This is a genomic window from Enterobacter sp. SLBN-59 (assembly GCF_024807915.1).
GTDB classification, from domain to species: Bacteria; Pseudomonadota; Gammaproteobacteria; order Enterobacterales; family Enterobacteriaceae; genus Enterobacter; species Enterobacter asburiae_B.
The window spans coordinates 3,134,337-3,154,081 of the sequence record NZ_JANUFI010000001.1; the positions used below are offsets into that span (position 1 = coordinate 3,134,337).

Below are 19,745 nucleotides of genomic sequence, written 5' to 3' on the forward strand. Positions count from 1 at the left end.
ATCAACACTCAGATCATCCCGATGACAGGAGATGTCTGATGCAAGATCCCGTTTTACGACTCGAAACCACGACGGTAGACGTGGTGATCAAAACCCATCCGTTCGCCGAAATTCTCTACTGGGGGCCTCACCTTCAGCACTTTTCGCCTCAGGATGTTGCTATTCTCGCACGTCCTGTTGCCAACGGCAGGCTTGACGTCGACTCCCCGGTCACGCTGATGGCCGAGCTGGGGCATGGTCTGTTTGGTTCGCCTGGCATTGAGGGTCATCGCCAGGGGCTGGACGGTTCCCCGGTGTTCAAAACCACGCAGGTGCATCAGGACGTAAACACCCTGACGATTACCGCCGAAGATGAGCATGCGGGCTTGCGCCTGACCAGCGAGCTGGCGCTGGATGTCAGCGGCGTGCTGGTGGTTCGTCACGGTTTAACGAACCTGAAAGCGATCCCCTGGCAGGTTGACCGTTTCGCCGTCACGCTGCCGGTGGCCGAGCGCGCGCAGGAGGTGATGGCCTTCCACGGACGCTGGATCAGAGAGTTTCAGCCGCACCGCGTAAAGCTTGAACACGACAGCTTCGTGATTGAAAACCGTCGGGGTAAAACCTCCCACGAGCACTTCCCGGCGCTGATTGCCGGTACGCCGTCGTTCAGCGAAATGCAGGGCGACGTCTGGGGCGTGCATCTGGGCTGGAGCGGTAATCACCGCCTGCGCGCGGAAGCGAAAACCGACGGTCGTCGCTATCTTCAGGCCGAAGCGCTCTACCTGCCGGGTGAAATGGCGGTTGAGGAGGGCGATACGCTCTGGACGCCGCGCCTGTACGCCAGCTACTCCACGCAGGGCCTGAACGGCATGAGCCAGCCGTTTCATCGCTACCTGCGCAGCAACGTCATCCGCTTCCCGGAAAACAAACCGCGCCCGGTGCACCTCAATACCTGGGAAGGGATCTACTTCAACCACGATCCGGACTACATTAAGCGCATGGCCGACGAGGCTGCCGCGCTGGGCGTGGAGCGCTTCATCATCGATGACGGCTGGTTCAAAGGCCGCAATGACGACCATGCCGCGCTGGGCGACTGGTATCTGGACGAGAAAAAATACCCGAACGGCCTGACGCCGGTGATCGACCACGTCAAACGGCTCGGCATGGAGTTTGGCATCTGGGTTGAGCCGGAGATGATTAACCCGGATTCAGATTTGTACCGTGCGCATCCTGACTGGGTACTGGCGCTGCCGGGCTATCCCCGGGCGACCGGACGACACCAGCTGGTGCTCAATCTCAGCATCCCGGAGGCCTTTGATTACCTGGTGGAGCGCATGAGCTGGCTGCTGGGCGAGCATGCGGTCGACTACGTGAAGTGGGACATGAACCGCGAGCTGGTGCAGCCTGGACACAACGGTAAAGCCGCCGCCGACGCTCAGACCCGTCAGTTTTACCGCCTGCTGGACGTGCTGGGCGAGCGCTTCCCGCATATTGAGTTTGAATCCTGCTCCTCCGGCGGCGGTCGCATTGATTATGAGGTACTGACCCGCAGCCACCGCTTCTGGGCGTCCGACAACAACGACGCGCTGGAGCGCAGCACCATCCAGCGCGGCATGAGCTACTTCTTCCCGCCGGAGGTGATGGGTGCGCATATCGGTCATCATCAATGCCACGCCACCTTCCGCCAGCATAGCATCCAGTTTCGCGGGCTGACGGCTCTGTTTGGCCATATGGGGCTGGAGCTGGATCCGCTCACCGTGGACGCACGGGAGCGCGAAGGCTATCGCCATTACGCCGCGCTGCACAAGCAGTGGCGGAATGTCATTCATCACGGCACCCAGTGGCGAATTGATATGCCGGACGCCACCACGCTGGCGCAGGGTATTGTTAGCGAAGATAAGGCTCAGGGGCTGTTTATGGTCAGCCAGCTCGCGATGCCGGACTACAGCCTGATGATGCCGCTGCGCATGGCGGGGCTGGAGGCCAGCGCGCGGTACCGCGTCACGCTGCTCGATCACCCGAATATTCAGATTACGGGTGAAGGAGGGCACACCATGCGCAAGCTGCCGGCGTGGATGGAAACGCCGCAAACGGTGAGCGGCGAGTGGCTGATGCAGGCGGGCATTGCGCTGCCGATTCTGGATCCGGAAACCGCCATTCTGATTGGCGTTGAACGCGTGTAAGGGTGACGGGCCGGGCAGCCGGCCCTCCGTTGAGGATAAAAATAATGAACACAACAACCTGTACCTACAAATACAACCCTAACTTCTGGATCTTTGGGCTGTTCTTCTTTCTCTACTTCTTCATCATGGCCACCTGCTTTCCGTTCCTGCCGATTTGGCTGTCGGACATCATCGGCCTGAATAAAACCCACACCGGGATTGTCTTCTCCTGCATCTCGCTGTCGGCTATCGCCTTCCAGCCAGTGCTGGGCGTGATTTCGGACAAGCTGGGGCTAAAAAAACACCTCCTGTGGATCATCGCGGTGCTGCTGTTTCTGTTCGCGCCGTTCTTCCTGTACGTCTTCGCGCCGCTGCTGAAAGTCAATATCTGGCTGGGCGCGCTGAGCGGCGGGCTGTATATCGGTTTTGTATTTTCGGCCGGATCGGGGGCGATTGAGGCCTACATTGAGCGCGTGAGCCGCAACAGCTTCTTTGAGTACGGCAAGGCGCGGATGTTTGGCTGCCTCGGCTGGGGCTTGTGCGCCTCAACGGGCGGCATCCTGTTCGGCATCGATCCGTCGTACGTTTTCTGGATGGGATCGGGAGCGGCATTGCTGCTGATGCTGCTGCTGGTGGTGGCGAAGCCAAAGCCCAACCAGACGGCGCAGGTCATGGATGCCCTGGGAGCGAACCAGCCGCAAATCACCGCCAAAACCGTGTTCAACCTGTTCCGCCAGCGCAGAATGTGGATGTTTATCCTCTATGTGATTGGCGTGGCCTGCGTGTATGACGTTTTCGACCAGCAGTTTGCCACCTTCTTTAAAACCTTCTTCGCCACGCCGCAGGAAGGAACCCGCGCCTTTGGTTTCGCAACGACTGCGGGGGAAATCTGTAACGCCATCATTATGTTTTGCTCGCCGTGGATCATTAACCGCATCGGCGCGAAGAACACGCTGCTGATCGCCGGGGTGATTATGGCGACGCGCATTATCGGCTCCTCGTTCGCCACCACCGCCGTGGAGGTGATTGCCCTCAAGATGCTGCACGCGCTGGAAGTCCCGTTCCTGCTGGTGGGCGCATTTAAGTACATCACCGGGGTGTTTGATACCCGACTGTCAGCGACTATCTATCTGATCGGCTTCCAGTTCTCCAAGCAGTCGGCGGCCATTTTCCTCTCCGCTTTTGCCGGGAATATGTATGACCGGATCGGCTTCCAGGAGACGTATCTGATGCTGGGGTGTTTCGTGCTGGCGATTACGGTGGTGTCGGCGTTTACGCTGAGCAGCAGGCAGGAGATCGCCGCCGCCGCGGGGGCAGCAGCGTTAACACATCAGTCCAGGTAAAAGACCTCTTTCAGCTCGGTACTCACCGGGCTGTTATCCGGGTTCGACGGCATGACGTCGCCCATATGTTTCCACCAGCGCTGGCAGACGTCGGTATTCGCTACCGCGCTCCAGCGCTCCTCCGATTCAATCTCTACGGTCGCAAACAGCAGGCTGCGGGCCCTATCGAGATAAATGGCGTAGTGGTGTGCGCCGTGGTCTTTCAACACCTTTTCCAGCTCCGGCCAAATTGGATTGTGGCGGCGCGCGTACTCCTCGTGCGCGTCCGGGTTTACTTGCATCACAAAGGCTTTGCGGATCATAGTGCCTCCAGATAGAGCTCGCGAACTTCCTCACGACTGGCGGCGCGCGGATTGCACGGCGCACACGGATCGGCGAGCGCTTTATCCAGCCAGCCTTCAATATCGGCTTTGGTCACGCCGAGCTGGCTAAAGCCCGCAGGGATGCCGACGCGAGCGCTCAGGTCGCGAATCGCCTGAATGGCGGACATGCTGGCGGCTTCATCGCTCATGCCGCGGGTATCGACGCCCATCGCCTGCGCCACGCGGGCAAAACGCGCGACCGCGTTCGGGCGGTTAAAGCTTTCGACGATCGGCAGCAGGATGGCGTTGCACACGCCGTGCGGCAGGTTGTGCGTCGCGCCCGGCTGGTGCGCCAGGGCATGCACAAGGCCGAGACCTGCACTGTTAAACGCCATGCCCGCCAGATACTGACCAAACGCCATCTGCTCGCGCGCCTCAAGGTTATGACCGTCTTCGACCGCTTCCGGCAGCCACAGGTTGATCAGGCGAATTGCTTCCAGCGCGTTGGCGTCGGTCAGCGGGTGCGCGCCAACGGACACGTAGGCTTCAATGGCATGGGTCAGGGCATCCATACCGGTTGCGGCGGTCACGGAGGCGGGAATATCGAGCATCACGCTGGCATCGTCCACGGCGATGTCCGGGATGATGTTTGGGTCAATAATCACCTCTTTCACCTGACGTGCGGAGTCGATGATCACCGCATTGCTGGTCATCTCCGCCGCCGTGCCTGCGGTGGTATTAATTGCCACCAGCGGCACGCCCGCATTTTTCACCTTGCCGACGCCGGAATAATTGGTTGACGGGCCGGGGTTGGCGGTGAGGATTTTAATCGCCTTGGCGGTATCAATCGGGCTGCCGCCGCCGAAGGCAATCACGTAATCACACTCCGCGTCCCGGTATGCCGCAAATCCTTTTTGCACCAGCGCTTCCGTCGGGTTCGGGAACACCTCATCGAACAGGTGATACGACACCTGATGGGCGTCCAGCGCGGTAAACAGGCTGTCGAGCAGGCCCAGCTTCACCAGCTGGCCGTCGGTGACAATCAGCGCTTTTCCCCACTGTTTGTTCGCTACCAGGTTGACCATATCGCCGATTGCGCCCGCGCCGTGAAGGCTGATTTTTGGAAGTGCCAACATAAAGCTCATGATAATTCTCCTTAACGATCAACGTTTGTCCTGCGAAGGCGTTATGCGTACAAATCCAGCGCGGATTGCAGCGGGCTCACGCCAAAGCGCTTGCCGAGGGCGATGAGTTCTTCCCGGGAAATGGTCTGCTTCATGCCGCCCATGGAGTACACCTTCACCAGCACTTCCGCTGATTTCTCGGCGGTGTCGATCAGGCCAAAGGTTTCATCCAGCGTTGGGCCGCTGCCGAACACGCCGTGGAACGGCCACAGCACCAGAGCATGTTTTTGCATATCAACGGCGGTTGCCTGGCCGATTTCGTCGGTACCCGGCACCATCCACGGCAGAATGCCCACGCCGTCCGGGAACACCACCAGACACTCGGTACTGCCTTCCCACAGCTTACGGGTGATGAAGTCGGCGCTGTTTTCCAGCACGTAGGTCAGGGCGATCAGGTTGGTGGCGTGGCAGTGCATGATCACGCGGTCTTTGCCGTTCGTCGCCCTGATGCGCTCGCAGTGGGAGAGGAAGTGCGCCGGCAGTTCGGAGGTGGGTACCGCCTCGTCGGTCAGACCCCACAGAATGTGGTAGCCCGCGCCGTCGCTGTCCACTTTCACCACGCCGAGGTTGGCCTCCGGGTCGAGCTGGACGTTACGGAAGAACTTGCCGGAACCGGTGACGATAAACGGCGTGTTGGCGAGCAGCGGCATCGGCTGGCTCAGCGCGATATAGCGCGGCTTCTGGTGGAAATCGGCCGCGAACGGTTCAATATCCGCGTCGTCCAGGCGCAGCGTCAGGTTGCCGCCGTTGCGCTCGTCCCAGCCTTTCAGCCAGGCGTCGGAGGTGGCTTTGATCATGCCCTGGACGAACCAGGAAGTGGTGATGGTCTGCATAGTCTTCATTTTCCAGTTATCGCGGTGAGGTTGAACCCTCACCCCGGCCCTCTCCCACAGGGAGAGGGGGTAAAAGTTCCCTCTCCCTGTGGGAGAGGGTTAGGGTGAGGGCAAAATTACCCGCGCTGACTCAACACGTCTTTCTCGTATGCCCGTACGTTGTCCAGCCACTGGCTGCCCGCCGGGGCGTCGTTACGCTGGCAGTACATCTCCCACACCGCCTGCCACGGCAGGGATTTCTGCTCTTCCAGCAGCGCCAGACGCGCGGTGTAGTCGCCGTTAGCCTCCAGCTGTTTCAGCGCGGCGACAGGCTCCAGCAGCGCGCGCAGCAGGGCTTTCTTCATGTTGCGGGTGCCGATAACCCACGCTGCGATGCGGTTGATGGAAGCATCGAAGAAGTCGAGGCCGATGTGTACGCGGTCAAAAAGGTCGTGACGGATGATTTCGCTGGCAATCGCCTGGGTTTCGTCATCCAGCAGCACCACGTGATCGCTGTCCCAGCGCACCGGACGGCTGACGTGCAGCAGCAGGCGCGGCACGTAGAGCATGGCGGCGGAGATTTTGTCGGAGATCACCTCGGTTGGGTGGAAGTGGCCGGCATCCAGACACAGCGCGGTCTGGCGGCTGGTGGCGTAACCCATGTAGAACTCGTTTGAGCCTACGGTGTAGCTCTCGGCGCCAATGCCGAACAGCTTGCTCTCTACGGCGTCGATGTGGTGCGCCGGGTCCAGCTTCTCGCTGATGGCCTCATCCAGCGCGGCCAGCAGGCGCTGGCGCGGGGCCAGACGGTCGACGGTGATGTCCTTCATGCCGTCCGGGATCCAGATGTTCATCACCGACGGCGTGCCGAGCTGTTCGCCGAAATAGGCCGAAACGCGGCGGCTGGCCTTCACGTGGTCGATCCAGAACTGGCGGATGTCGCCGTCCGCGTGGGCGAGGGTAAAACCGTCCGCGCTCAGCGGATGTGAGAAGCAGGACGGATTAAAGTCCAGGCCCAGCCGGTTGGCTTTCGCCCACTCCACCCAGTTCTTAAAGTGTTCCGGTTTGATTTCGTTGCGCGCCACCGGCTCGTCGGATTCGAGGTAAATCGCATGCAGGTTCAGGCGTTTTGGCCCCGGGATCAGGCTCAGCGCCAGCTCCAGGTCGGCGCGCAGTTCGGTCGCGTTACGCGCTTTGCCGGGGTAGTTACCGGTGGCCTGAATACCACCCGTCAGGGAACCGCCTGGGTTCTCGAAACCGGCGACGTCATCGCCCTGCCAGCAGTGCATGGAGACGGGCAGACGGTCGAGCTGGCGCAGCGCCTCTTCGACATCCACGCCGACGGCGGCGAAACGCTGTTTAGCCAGGCCCCAGGCTTGTTCTAATTGAGTTGTCATGCGCAAAGCTCCTTAGTCAGTCGGTTTTGCTGAAACTGCGCCCGAAAGCGAGCAATTTCACGGCAGGGATTGGGGGTGAAGGTGGTCAGGCTGGCGTTAGCCGCCACCACAGAACGGAAGTCATCAACGCTGGAAAGTTCGTCCAGGGTCATCAGCTGAATGCCGATATTCCCGAGCGTGGAGGCCTCCACGGGACCCGCCACCACGGTGATGCCGCAGGCATCGGCGCAGAGCTGGTTCAGCAGCTGGTTCTGGCAGCCGCCGCCCACGATATGCAGCTGGCTGAACGGTTTTCCGCGAAGGCTCGCCAGCTCGCTGAGGATGTCGGCATACAGCAGGGCGAGGCTGTCAAAAATGCAGCGCGCCAGTTCTGAAGGGCTCGACGGCACCGGCTGCCCGCCCTCGACGCAGGCGGCCTGAATTTCGGCGCTCATGTGCGCCGGGTTGATAAAGCGGTCATCGTTCGGGTTGATCAGGAACGTACAGGCCTTCAGCTTCTCGGTTTCGGCGATAAGCGCGGGCAGGTCGGTAATGTTTTGCTCTTTCAGCACCCGCTGGAGCAGCCACAGCCCCATGATGTTTTTCAGTACGCGGTAGCGGCCTTCGGCACCGCCTTCGTTGGTAATATTTGCCGCCATCGCGGCATCGCTGGCGTACGGGGTTTTGCTCTCAAAGCCCATCAGCGACCAGGTGCCGGACGAGAGGTAAGCCGCGTCTTTGCTTGCAAGTGGGGACGCTATTACCGCGCTGGCGGTATCGTGGCTGGCGACGGCAACGACAGGGATTGCGTTCCCCTGGGGGCAAATCCAGTGACCGATCACGTTACCCGGGTGGGTTGGCGTGCCGAACCAGGAAGGCGAGGCCCCCGTCCAGGCCAGCAGATGTTCGTCCCAGCTATCCGAGTTGATGTTGACCAGCTGCGTGGTGGTGGCGTTGGTATATTCCCAGTTCATGTTGCCGGTCAGGCGATAGCTCAGGTAGTCCGGGATCAGCAGCGCATGGGCCACATCCGCGACCAGCTCCGGCTGTTGCTCGACCAAAGCACGCAGCTGATAAAGCGTGTTAAACGGCAGAAACTGAATGCCGCTGCGCCCGTAGATGTTGTCCTTGCCAAGCTGGGCGATAGCGTTCGCCATCAGGCCGTCGGTGCGGCTGTCGCGATAAGAAACCGGCAAGCCGACGCGCTCGCCATGGCTATCAAGCAGAACGAAGTCTACGCCCCAGGTATCAATGCCGATGCTGTCGATGCGAATGCCGTCGTTGCAGACGTTGTTCAGTCCGGTACGGATCTCCGCCTCCAGGGCATCGATATCCCAGGTATCAAAACCGTCCTGCTTTTGCAGGCAGTTGGCGAAACGGTGCATTTCGCGAAGCGAAAGCGCGTGCTGCTCACGGTCCCAGCTCGCGAGCATTACGCGGCCGCTGGATGCGCCTAAATCGACAGCCACACAATGGCGAAAAGTCATGGTCGGGTCCTTTCTTAAGTCATTAGCGGTGAGTGTAAAAAAGGGAAGAAAAAGTCACCTTCTCACCACTGACAGGCCAAATCTCGCGCTGGCAAGAAAGCAAAGGTGAATGTGAGGGCGTTCACAGTTTCGAGCAGTGGCGGGATGCTCAGGCAGTGTGACGCTGGGCGCATTTCCCGATCTTTCCCCCTGTTTCTTGAAAAATGGACAGCTTTTGCGAGGTTTACTGCCAAAAATTGAAGGTGAGTGTGGGAGGCCTTAATTACTATTTTGAGAACATTTTTCATTGGTGGGGGCCGTTATGACCATACTGCACTGCGTGGATTTTTTTCCTTCAGGAGGTTCGCCTGTCGCGATTGAGCCACGGCTTCCTCAGGCTGCGTTCCCGGAGCATCATCATGATTTTCACGAAATTGTGATTGTTGAGCGCGGGACGGGTATTCATGTTTTCAATGGCCAGCCCTATACCATCAGCGGCGGTACGGTGTGCTTCGTGCGCGACCACGACCGGCACCTGTATGAACATACCGACAACCTGTGTCTGACGAATGTGCTTTACCGTTCCCCGGACGCGTTCCAGTTTCTTTCGGGGCTGAGCCAGCTGTTGCCCCAGGAGCAAGACGGACACTATCCGTCGCACTGGCGGGTGAATCAGTCCATCCTGCAGCAGGTGCGTCAGCTGGTGAGCCAGATGGAGAGAAGCGAGGACGGGCAGGAGACGCACGCCATTGCCACGCGCGAACTGCTGTTTATGCAGCTTCTGGTGCTGCTGCGCCGCAGCAGCCTGGTGGAAGGGCTGGAAGATAACAACGCGCGCCTGAACTATCTGATGGCCTGGCTGGAAGATCATTTTGCCGAGGATGTCTGCTGGGAAACGCTTGCGGATGATTTTTCCCTGTCGTTGCGGACCCTGCATCGCCAGCTTAAACAGCACACCGGGCTGACGCCGCAACGCTACCTTAACCGTCTGCGCCTGATCAAAGCGCGTCATCTTTTACGTCATACCGACGATAGCGTCACGGATATTGCCTATTGCTGCGGTTTTGGCGACAGCAATCACTTTTCAACGCTGTTTCGCCGGGAATTTAACTGGTCTCCGCGCGATATTCGCCAGGGAAAAGACGCGATGCTTCAGTAACGCGAGGGCAGTCACCGTTTTATTTCCGCAAAAAAGCTAATAGTGTCAGGTTATTCGGCGTAGAGGTCGTGGTGTGGCTGCTCAGTTAATTCTTCGCAAAGATGATTTTTTTGCCTCCGCGAGTCAGGCCGTCACGGTGGCCGATCGCTACCCGCAGGACGTCTTTGCCGAACATACCCACGAGTTTTGCGAGCTGGTGCTGGTTTGGCGCGGTAACGGCCTGCACATCCTCAACGACCGTCCCTACCGCATCACGCGCGGAGACCTGTTCTACATTCGCGCGGATGATAAACACTCCTACGCCTCGGTTAACGACCTGGTGCTGCAGAACGTTATTTACTGTCCGGACAGGCTCAAGCTTAACGTGGACTGGGCCGCGAGCATTCCGGGCTTTCTTGATGCTAAGGGTTCTCCGCACTGGCGCTTAAGCAGTAGCGGCATGGCTCAGGTACGGCAGGTTATTTCTCAACTGGAGCAGGAGAGCCAGAAGAACGACCCCGTTGCTAACCAGCTGGCGGAGTTGCTTTTCGCCCAGCTGGTGATGACGTTGAAGCGCCATCGTTACGCCACTGATAACCCCTCCGCCACAACGCAGGAAGCGCTGCTGGATAAGCTCATCACCCGGCTTGCGGGCAGCCTGAATAAAAACTTTGTACTGGATAAATTCTGCGAGCAGGAACAGTGCAGCGAGCGCGCGTTGCGCCAGCATTTCCGCACCCTGACCGGGATGACGGTGAACCACTACCTGCGCCAGCTGCGCATCTGCCATGCACAATATCTCCTCCAGCATACGGAGTGGATGGTCAGTGATGTGGCGATGCGCTGCGGCTTTGAGGACAGTAACTACTTTTCAGTGGTGTTTAACCGCGAGGTGGGGATGACGCCGGTACAGTGGCGTCATCGCAGTCGAAAGGGGGCGTAATCAGTTTGCCATGCCGAGGCCGACGATATTGGCAGCGATAATAATCACCACGCAGCCGAGGCTCAGTACGCCAACCGGACGACGTCCGGCGTTCGTCCACTCTTTCAGCACCAGCCCAACCAGCCCGCCGCAAAGTACGTAGAAACTCATGTGCAGCATCCAGCTTATATAGTCGTATTGCGCCGGAATGCTGGCGTGGCCCCAGGCGTAGAAGAAGAACTGCAAATACCACATCAGGCCGCCCAGAGCCGAGAGGAGCACGTTGGTGATGATGAGCGATGTTGCCAGCGAGAAATCGGTTTTTACCGACAGGTTTTTTACTTTTGCCAGACGAATGAAGCAGAAGCCCAGGTTAACCATCGCGCCGCCACCCATAATCACGACATAGCTTGGTAGCGCAACGTACAGCGGATCGACGCCCAGCGCGGCAGCCGCTTCGTGCATCGGTTTGGCGGCGTTCATGGCGAACGACATGCCGGCCGAGAAAATGCCGCACATCACCGCCAGCAGCAGACCTTTCTTCAGGTTAAAATCTTCAGCTTTAATGCCCATCTTGCGCTCTTTCAACTGCCCCGCGCGCGTCACAATTCCTACGCCAATGACCGCCACCAGCACGCCCAGGAGCGTCATCCGCCCACCCTGAGTATTAATAAGCACGTCGAAGTTGCCGTTGAGAATTGGCGTCATCAGGGTACCGACGATCAGCGTGATGCCAATCGCGATACCAATCCCCATCGACATGCCAAGATAACGCATGGTGAGGCCATAGTTGATGTTGCCGACGCCCCACATCGCGCCGAACAGGAACACCGGCAGCAGGGTGGCGGCGCTGAAGGAGGAGAAGTAGCCCCAGAAATCGGGCAGCAGCATGGCGCTAATGGTCCAGGGCAAAATCAGCCAGGACACGATACCGCCAACGGACCACATGGTTTCCCATGACCAGCCTCTCACTTTTTTAAACGGAGCATAGAAACAGGCTGCACTGGCAGCGCCTATCAAATGCCAGAAGATACCCATCGTAATCGCATGATTCATTTTTACACCCTCATCGTTTTTATCGTCAGTGGCTTCCCACCGACTTGAGGAGTGTAAAAATTAGGCGGTTTGGGGACCTTCAGAAGGTTGCCGCAGATGTGTTCTGGATGGCAATCAGCACGTTAACCGCGTGAGCAGACTCACAATTTCGCGATTAATCGAAAAACGAATAACCTTATAAAAACTACGGCATTGATAATCATTTTCAATATCATTTAATTAACTATAATGAACCAACTGCTTACGCGGCATTAACAGCTGTGCCGCCCGACAATAATGGAGAGGATTATGAGTTATACACTGCCATCCCTGCCGTATGCCTACGACGCACTGGAACCGCATTTCGACAAGCAGACGATGGAAATCCATCACACTAAACACCACCAGACCTATGTGAACAACGCGAACGCCGCGCTGGAAAGCCTGCCAGAGTTCGCTAACCTGTCTGCTGAAGAGCTGATCACCAAACTGGACCAGCTGCCAGCGGACAAGAAAACCGTTCTGCGTAACAACGCTGGCGGCCACGCTAACCACAGCCTGTTCTGGAAAGGCCTGAAGACCGGTACCACCCTGCAGGGCGACCTGAAAGCGGCTATCGAGCGCGACTTCGGCTCCGTTGACAACTTCAAAGCGGAATTCGAAAAAGCCGCTGCAACCCGTTTCGGCTCTGGCTGGGCGTGGCTGGTTCTGAAAGGCGACAAGCTGGCGGTGGTTTCTACTGCTAACCAGGACTCCCCGCTGATGGGTGAAGCGATTTCTGGCGCATCCGGCTTCCCAATCCTGGGTCTGGACGTGTGGGAACACGCTTACTACCTGAAATTCCAGAACCGTCGTCCGGACTACATCAAAGCCTTCTGGGACGTGGTGAACTGGGACGAAGCAGCAGCGCGTTTCGCCGCTAAAAAATAAGGTTGCATTGACGCCTGTGAGAAGCGAGTCTTATGACTCGCTTTTTTTGTATCTGTATACCCGTCATACTTCAAGTTGCAGGTGCGTTGGCTGCGTTCGCTCACCCCAGTCACTTACTTGAGTAAGCTCCTGGGGATTCACTCTCTTGCCGCCTTCCTGCAACTCGAATTATTTAGGGCATATAAAGGAGCAGCAATGCATTACCCGGTGAACGTGTTTACAGGCAAGGTAAGGGAGTACGACGGCAGCCGCCCGAGTGCCATCGCCAAAATTCAGGTCGACGGTGAGTTGACGTTAACCGACCTCGGGCTTGCGGGTGACGAGCAGGCCGAAAAGAAAATCCACGGCGGGCCCGATCGCGCGCTGTGCCACTACCCGCGTGAACACTATCAGCACTGGAAAACCGAGTTTCCCGAGCAGACGGACCTCTTTGTTGCTCCCGCGTTTGGCGAGAATCTCTCCACCGAAGGGCTCACCGAAAAGAACGTGTTTATCGGTGATATCTACCGCTGGGGCGATGCCCTGATTCAGGTGACGCAGCCACGCTCGCCGTGCTTCAAGCTCAACTACCACTTCGGTATTCAGGATATGTCGGCCCAGCTGCAAAAAGCGGGTAAAACCGGCTGGCTGTATCGCGTGGTGCTGGCTGGGCAGGTTTCAGCGGACGCGCCGCTTGAGCTGGCGTCGCGCCTGAGCGATGTGTCTGTTTATGACGCCTGCGCCATTGCCTGGCATATGCCGTTTGACGACGAACAGTATCACCGCCTGCTGTCGGCGGCGGGATTATCCATCAGCTGGACAAGAACGATGCAGAAGCGGCGTTTAAGCAGCAAGATCGAGGATAATTCGCGGAGATTGTGGGGGAAATAGTCCTCCGCAGAAAGTAGGCCGGGTAAGGCGAAGCCGCCACCCGGCACTAACAGCTACGAACGCTTATACAACGGTAGCCAAAGCGTTAACCGTAGCCCACCCAGCGGGCTATCGTCGGCTTTCACCCAGCCGCGGTGCTGCTGCATGGCGGTTTCAACAATCGCCAGACCCAGTCCCGTGCCGCCCGATTCCCGGTCGCGCGCCTCATCGGTACGATAGAACGGACGGAAAATCTGCTCGCGGTCTTCCGGGCTCACGCCTGGGCCGTCATCATCGACAATGACGGTGATCCCGTCTTTATCCACCGAGAACGCCACCTCAATCTTCGTATGCGAGTAGCGAAGAGCGTTCCGCACGATGTTCTCCAGCGCGCTTTCCAGCGTGTTGGGGTTACCGTACAGCGGCCACGGGCCCGGCGGGAAGTTGACGGTAAAGGATTTACCCATCTGTTCCGCTTCGAACGCCGCGTTGTCCAGCACCTCGTGCCAGAGGTGATTCGCTTTCACCGTTTCGCTGACCAGCGCGTTTTTCTGCTGATTGCGCGACATGACCAGCAGGTCGTTGATCATGCTGTCCAGGCGGTGCGCTTCCGTTTCAATACGCTCCAGCTCTTTGCTCTCACCGCTGCGGCGGCGCAGCAGCGCGGTGCCAAGCTGCAAGCGCGTAAGCGGGGTACGCAGCTCGTGCGAGATATCCGACAGCAGACGTTGCTGTGCGGTCATCATACGATCGAGGGCGCTCACCATCTGGTTAAAACTGGTTCCGGCGGCAAGGAACTCCTGCGGACCTGCTTCCAGTTCAGGGTGTTGTCGCAGGTTACCCTGCGCCACCTCATCGGCGGCATTCTTCAGCTTACGCGCCGGTTTTGCCAGGCTCCACGCCAGCCATAACAGCAGCGGTGAGCTGACCAGCATGGTGACAATCAGCAGCAGGAGAGGGCGGTCAAACAGCAGGTTGATAAAATCAGACTGGGAGTTGCTCGCCGGACGGATCAGGTAGAGCTGATAATTATCCTCTCCGTCCCTGACGGAGAAAGGCCCTACCATCTCTACGCGGCCATATTTCTTCTTCTGGGGATGATCGGCATTATCCGCCTGGCCAATGAAGTTGCGGATGATCTGCATTTCATTGCGATCGGCCCCAATCACGCGGCCTTCGCTGGTCACCAGCAGCAGGCGTTGTCCGGGCGGCGCCCACTTGTCGATAGCGCGAAACAGCCTGCGCCACCACATTAAATCGTTTGGCGGATCGTTTGCCAGCTCGGCTTCCACGTGCTGCTCGATCATCACGCCCTGACGTTGCTCGCTGTCGAGAAGCTCCGTCATCTGGCGTGAGTCGAGTTTTGGCAACATCAAAACGAGCATTAAAACCAGTGCCAGCGTCAGCCAGAAGATGGCGAAGATGCGGGCGGTTAAGCTTCCTATCATGAAGCGGAAACCATCAGATAACCGCGACCACGCAGGGTTTTAAACCATGGGTGACCGTCTTTACGCTCCGGCAGCTTACGGCGCAGGTTAGAGATGTGCATGTCGATGGCGCGGTCAAACGGGGTGAGGCGTTTGCCCAGCACTTCCTGGCTTAGATGTTCACGCGATACCACCTGGCCGAGGTGCTGCGCCAGCAGATACAGCAGGGTGAACTCCGTGCCGGTCAGTTCCAGCGTCTGGCCATCAAAGCTCGCTTCCTGACGGCCCGGGTTGAGGCTCAGGGAGTCGACTTCAAGAGTAGGTGAGCTGTTGTCGGTATTTTGCTGCTGTTCGCTCCAGTGGGAACGACGCAGGATAGCGCGAATACGGGCAACCAGTTCACGGTCGTTAAACGGCTTGGGTAAATAGTCATCCGCGCCCAGCTCAAGGCCGAGTACGCGGTCAAGTTCGCTGCCGCGTGCGGTCAGCATGATTACGGGAGTCTGGTGTGTCTGGCGAAGCTCTTTCAACGTATCAATACCGTTTTTCTTCGGCATCATCACGTCGAGCAAAAGTAAATCGATGCTGTCGTCAAGGAGACTCAGCGCCTGCTCGCCATCATGGGCAACCAGGACGTTGAAACCTTCCATGTCGAGCAACTCCTTTAAAAGGGATGTGAGCTCTCGGTCATCATCAACTAACAGGATTTTATTCATTGTTTAAATACCTCCGAGGCAGAAATTACGACATCAAGGCTGTCTAATCCATGACTTTACGTTGTTTTACACCCCCTGACGCATGTTTGCAGCCTGAATCGTAGACTGTCTCTCGTTGAATCGCGACACGAAAGATTTTGGGAGCAAGTGATGCGCAAAGTTACCGCTGCCGTCATGGCCTCAACGCTGGCGTTCAGTGCGTTTAGCCAGGCTGCTGAAGCTATCATCAGCGATAACAGTCCCTTACAAGAGGGCGCAACGCAGAACAGCAGCCAAAGCCATATGTTTGACGGCATAAGTTTAACCGAACATCAGCGTCAACAGATGCGAGATCTGATGCAGAGGGCACGACACGACCAGCCCCCTGTTAATGTTAGCGAAATGGAGACAATGCATCGCCTTGTCACCGCAGAAAATTTTGACGAAAGCGCTGTACGCGCTCAGGCCGAAAAAATGGCACAGGAACAGGTTGCCCGCCAGGTAGAGATGGCGAAGGTCCGCAACCAGATGTTCCATCTGCTAACGCCCGAGCAGCAAGCGGTTTTGAATGCCAGACATCAGCAGCGAATGGACCAGCTGCGTGAGGTTGCACGGATGCAGCGAAGCTCAGAAACGACGTTTTTCAGTAGCAATAGCAGTACCCGTAGTAACCAGTAAACCCTGTTTTCCTTGCCATAGACACCATCCCTGTCTTCCCCCACATGATGTGGGGGTTTTTTTTGCCCCGCATCCGCCCTGTTAACCGTTTATTCATCCTTAGACTCCCCATGCTTCCGTTATACTAGCGGCATGACATGACAGGAGCGTTTATGAATCAATCCTATGGAAGACTGGTAAGCCGGGCCGCCATTGCGGCGACCGTCATGGCCTCCAGCCTGTTACTGATTAAAATCTTTGCCTGGTGGTATACCGGCTCGGTCAGTATTCTGGCGGCGCTCGTGGACTCGCTGATGGACATTGCCGCCTCGTTGACCAACCTGCTGGTGGTGCGTTACTCGCTGCAGCCAGCGGATGAAGAGCACACATTTGGGCACGGTAAAGCGGAGTCGCTGGCCGCGCTGGCGCAAAGTATGTTCATTTCCGGCTCTGCGCTGTTCCTGTTTTTAACCGGCATTCAGCATCTCGTTTCGCCGACACCGATGAACGATCCCGGCGTAGGCGTAGTTGTGACGATCGTTGCGCTTATATGCACACTTGTTCTGGTAACGTTCCAGCGCTGGGTTGTTCGCAAAACGCAAAGTCAGGCTGTACGGGCGGATATGCTTCATTATCAATCTGATGTTATGATGAATGGGGCTATTCTTATTGCGCTCGGTCTGGCCTGGTATGGCTGGCATCGCGCCGATGCGTTATTTGCGTTAGGGATTGGTATCTATATTTTATATAGCGCCCTGCGGATGGGGTATGAAGCGGTGCAATCACTGCTTGACCGCGCCCTCCCGGACTCAGAACGTAATGAAATTTTTTCTATCGTGACCTCCTGGCCCGGCGTCAGAGGTGCACACGATCTTCGAACGCGGCAGTCAGGGCCGACCCGCTTTATTCAGATTCATATTGAAATGGAAGACAACCTGCCACTGGTTCAGGCTCACGTTGTTGCTGAGCAGGTCGAGCAGGCGATTTTGCAGCGTTTTCCTGGTTCAGACGTCATCATTCACCAGGATCCCTGCTCGGTTGTACCCGGTCATGTTGGGCTTTCGTAATTCGTTGTAAAAAAGTGAGCCAGGCCAGCATTTTGTGTATAAATTACCGCCGTTTGGTCTGACCTGAATCAATTCAGCTGGAAGGGATTGATATACTATTTGCAGTATTCGTTGGTCGATAAGTTTCTTCCGGCAACAGATTTCAATTTTGCATTCCTAAGTTCAGAGGTAGTCATGATTAAGAAAATCGGTGTGTTGACAAGCGGCGGTGATGCGCCGGGCATGAACGCGGCAATTCGTGGTGTTGTCCGTGCAGCGCTGACGGAAGGCCTGGAAGTTTTTGGCGTTTATGACGGTTATCTGGGCCTGTATGAAGATCGTATGGTTCAGCTCGACCGTTACAGCGTGTCTGACATGATCAACCGTGGCGGTACTTTCCTCGGTTCCGCGCGCTTCCCGGAATTCCGTGATGAACACGTTCGTGAAGTGGCTATCGAAAACATGAAGAAACGCGGCCTGGACGCCCTGGTGGTTATCGGTGGTGACGGCTCCTACATGGGTGCAAAACGTCTGACCGAAATGGGCTTCCCGTGCATCGGTCTGCCGGGCACCATCGACAACGACATCAAAGGTACTGACTACACTATCGGCTTCTTTACTGCACTGGGTACCGTTGTTGAAGCGATTGACCGTCTGCGTGACACCTCTTCTTCTCACCAGCGTATCTCTATCGTTGAAGTGATGGGCCGTTACTGTGGCGACCTGACGCTGGCGGCAGCCATTGCGGGCGGTTGTGAATTTATCGTCGTGCCGGAAGTCGAATTTAGCCGTGAAGATCTGGTGGCTGAAATCAAAGCGGGCATAGCGAAAGGTAAAAAACACGCGATCGTGGCTATCACCGAGCACATCTGTGACGTTGACGAGCTGGCGAAGTACATCGAAGCCGAAACCAAACGCGAAACCCGCGCGACCGTGCTGGGTCACATCCAGCGCGGCGGTTCCCCAGGCCCTTACGACCGTATTCTGGCGTCCCGTATGGGCGCGTACGCTATCGATCTGCTGCTGCAGGGTCACGGCGGCCGCTGCGTCGGTATTCAGAACGAAAAACTGGTTCACCACGACATCATCGACGCGATTGAAAACATGAAGCGTCCGTTCAAAGGTGACTGGCTGGACTGCGCGAAAAAACTGTACTGATCGGTTCTGTTGCCCGGTGGCGCTGCGCTTACCGGGCCTACAAAGCACGACTCGTAGGCCGGGTAAGGCGTAGCCGCCACCCGGCTTTTTTATGCGCGCACGCTTTTTTATTCCACTACGTTATAGCCAATCTTTTTTTATTCTTTAATCCTCGATTCGCTTTCTGGCACGCTGCATTCATCAAAACACTACACAAGAGAGCTGGGCGATGAATAAATGGGGCGTGGGTTTAACATTATTGCTGGCATCGACCAGCGTTCTGGCTAAGGATATCCAGTTACTGAACGTGTCATACGACCCGACGCGTGAACTGTACGAGCAATACAACAAAGCGTTTGCGGCACACTGGAAACAGGAAACCGGCGACAACGTGGTGGTTCGTCAGTCGCATGGCGGCTCCGGCAAGCAGGCGACGTCCGTGATAAACGGTATTGAAGCCGACGTGGTGACCCTGGCGCTGGCCTACGATGTCGACGCGATCGCCGAGCGCGGCCGCATCGACAAAAACTGGATCAAACGCCTGCCGGATAACTCCGCGCCCTACACCTCGACCATCGTCTTCCTGGTGCGTAAAGGAAACCCGAAACAAATTAAAGACTGGAACGACCTGATCAAACCGGGCGTTTCTGTGATTACCCCGAACCCGAAAAGCTCCGGCGGCGCTCGCTGGAACTATCTCGGCGCGTGGGGCTATGCACTGCATCACAACAATGGCGACCAGGCCAAAGCGCAGGAATTCGTGAAGGCGCTGTATAAAAACGTTGAGGTGCTGGACTCCGGTGCGCGTGGCGCCACCAACACCTTCGTCGAGCGCGGGATTGGCGACGTGCTGATTGCCTGGGAAAACGAAGCCCTGCTGGCCACCCACGAGCTGGGCAAAGACAAATTTGAGATCGTGACCCCGAGCGAATCGATTCTGGCTGAGCCGACCGTCTCCGTGGTCGATAAAGTGGTTGAGAAGAAAGATACCAAAGCGGTGGCGGAAGCCTACCTGAAGTATCTGTACTCGCCAGAAGGCCAGGAAATTGCGGCGAAAAACTTCTATCGTCCACGCGATGCGGCGGTCGCCAAGAAATACGAAGGGGAGTTCCCAAAACTGAAGCTATTCACTATTGACGATGTGTTCGGCGGCTGGACGAAAGCGCAGAAAGAGCACTTCTCCAATGGCGGTACCTTCGACCAAATTAGCCAGCGCTAACCATTAGCCTGTGACACGGTGACCCGGCGTGAGAAATCCGCCGGGTTTTTTATTTGGTCATCATTT

The 19,745-nt window shown here is 57.3% G+C and carries 18 protein-coding genes; 10 read left to right on the forward strand and 8 right to left on the reverse strand.

What is annotated here, in order from left to right:
- The first annotated feature begins 38 nt into the window (after positions 1–38).
- Entirely contained in the window at positions 39–2,162 is a 2,124-nt protein-coding gene (locus M2422_RS14920; RefSeq protein ID WP_064673055.1) for an alpha-galactosidase, read from the forward strand.
- Positions 2,163–2,206: 44 nt separating this feature from the next.
- On the forward strand, positions 2,207–3,484 hold the full coding sequence (locus M2422_RS14925; protein WP_064673056.1) for an MFS transporter: 1,278 nt from the start codon (positions 2,207–2,209) through the stop codon (positions 3,482–3,484).
- Here M2422_RS14925 and rhaM read toward each other — a convergent pair.
- From rhaM to rhaB, 5 genes are all read right to left on the reverse strand, one after another.
- Positions 3,472–3,786 carry an L-rhamnose mutarotase gene (gene rhaM, locus M2422_RS14930; RefSeq protein WP_045888508.1) on the reverse strand — a complete coding sequence of 105 codons (315 nt, stop codon included), beginning with the start codon at positions 3,784–3,786 and terminating at the stop codon, positions 3,472–3,474. The genes M2422_RS14925 and rhaM overlap by 13 nt on opposite strands.
- The gene (fucO, locus tag M2422_RS14935) at positions 3,783–4,931 is read right to left on the reverse strand and encodes a lactaldehyde reductase (protein ID WP_064673057.1); all 1,149 of its coding nucleotides are present in this window, start codon (positions 4,929–4,931) and stop codon (positions 3,783–3,785) included. The genes rhaM and fucO overlap by 4 nt, the downstream gene beginning before the upstream one ends.
- Before the next feature lie 41 nt (positions 4,932–4,972).
- Positions 4,973–5,803: a rhamnulose-1-phosphate aldolase gene (rhaD, locus tag M2422_RS14940; RefSeq protein WP_047059155.1), complete on the reverse strand. Its 831-nt coding sequence runs from the start codon at positions 5,801–5,803 to the stop codon at positions 4,973–4,975.
- A gap of 116 nt (positions 5,804–5,919) precedes the next feature.
- Positions 5,920–7,179 carry an L-rhamnose isomerase gene (gene rhaA, locus M2422_RS14945; protein WP_064673058.1) on the reverse strand — a complete coding sequence of 420 codons (1,260 nt, stop codon included), beginning with the start codon at positions 7,177–7,179 and terminating at the stop codon, positions 5,920–5,922.
- Positions 7,176–8,645 (reverse strand): rhamnulokinase, encoded by a 1,470-nt coding sequence (gene rhaB / locus M2422_RS14950; protein WP_069303430.1) that lies wholly within the window; start codon positions 8,643–8,645, stop codon positions 7,176–7,178. Before rhaB ends, rhaA begins: the two co-directional genes overlap by 4 nt.
- A gap of 301 nt (positions 8,646–8,946) precedes the next feature.
- Between rhaB and rhaS the strand changes: the two genes are divergently transcribed.
- Together rhaS and rhaR are read left to right on the forward strand one after the other, a co-directional pair.
- A complete protein-coding gene (rhaS, locus tag M2422_RS14955) occupies positions 8,947–9,783 on the forward strand; it encodes an HTH-type transcriptional activator RhaS (RefSeq protein ID WP_064673061.1) in 837 nt (278 codons plus the stop codon).
- Positions 9,784–9,856: 73 nt separating this feature from the next.
- The gene (gene rhaR, locus M2422_RS14960) at positions 9,857–10,705 is read left to right on the forward strand and encodes an HTH-type transcriptional activator RhaR (protein WP_064673062.1); all 849 of its coding nucleotides are present in this window, start codon (positions 9,857–9,859) and stop codon (positions 10,703–10,705) included.
- Here rhaR and rhaT read toward each other — a convergent pair whose 3' ends face one another.
- On the reverse strand, positions 10,706–11,740 hold the full coding sequence (rhaT, locus tag M2422_RS14965) for an L-rhamnose/proton symporter RhaT (protein WP_039264206.1): 1,035 nt from the start codon (positions 11,738–11,740) through the stop codon (positions 10,706–10,708).
- A gap of 288 nt (positions 11,741–12,028) precedes the next feature.
- Here rhaT and sodA point away from each other — a divergent pair, with 288 nt between their 5' ends.
- Entirely contained in the window at positions 12,029–12,649 is a 621-nt protein-coding gene (gene sodA / locus M2422_RS14970) for a superoxide dismutase [Mn] (RefSeq protein WP_004203668.1), read from the forward strand.
- Between the two features lie 195 nt (positions 12,650–12,844).
- Positions 12,845–13,519: a 6-hydroxyaminopurine reductase gene (gene yiiM / locus M2422_RS14975; RefSeq protein WP_064673063.1), complete on the forward strand. Its 675-nt coding sequence runs from the start codon at positions 12,845–12,847 to the stop codon at positions 13,517–13,519.
- Positions 13,520–13,572: 53 nt separating this feature from the next.
- On the opposite strand, the gene cpxA is transcribed toward yiiM, so the two are convergent.
- Entirely contained in the window at positions 13,573–14,946 is a 1,374-nt protein-coding gene (cpxA, locus tag M2422_RS14980) for an envelope stress sensor histidine kinase CpxA (protein ID WP_023309731.1), read from the reverse strand.
- A complete protein-coding gene (cpxR, locus tag M2422_RS14985; RefSeq protein WP_006179159.1) occupies positions 14,943–15,641 on the reverse strand; it encodes an envelope stress response regulator transcription factor CpxR in 699 nt (232 codons plus the stop codon). Before cpxR ends, cpxA begins: the two co-directional genes overlap by 4 nt.
- Before the next feature lie 150 nt (positions 15,642–15,791).
- On the opposite strand from cpxR, the gene cpxP reads away from it, so the two are divergent.
- The 4 genes from cpxP (at position 15,792) to M2422_RS15005 (ending at position 19,679) form a co-directional block, all read left to right on the forward strand.
- Complete coding sequence (cpxP, locus tag M2422_RS14990; protein WP_032662714.1) at positions 15,792–16,298, forward strand: cell-envelope stress modulator CpxP; 507 nt, start codon at positions 15,792–15,794, stop codon at positions 16,296–16,298.
- A 152-nt stretch (positions 16,299–16,450) separates the two neighbouring features.
- Positions 16,451–17,344, forward strand: coding sequence for a CDF family cation-efflux transporter FieF (fieF, locus tag M2422_RS14995; RefSeq protein WP_064673064.1), 894 nt, complete (start codon positions 16,451–16,453; stop codon positions 17,342–17,344).
- 174 nt (positions 17,345–17,518) lie between these two features.
- Entirely contained in the window at positions 17,519–18,481 is a 963-nt protein-coding gene (pfkA, locus tag M2422_RS15000; protein WP_023309696.1) for a 6-phosphofructokinase, read from the forward strand.
- Between the two features lie 208 nt (positions 18,482–18,689).
- Positions 18,690–19,679, forward strand: coding sequence for a sulfate ABC transporter substrate-binding protein (locus M2422_RS15005; protein ID WP_023309695.1), 990 nt, complete (start codon positions 18,690–18,692; stop codon positions 19,677–19,679).
- Positions 19,680–19,745: the final 66 nt, after the last annotated feature.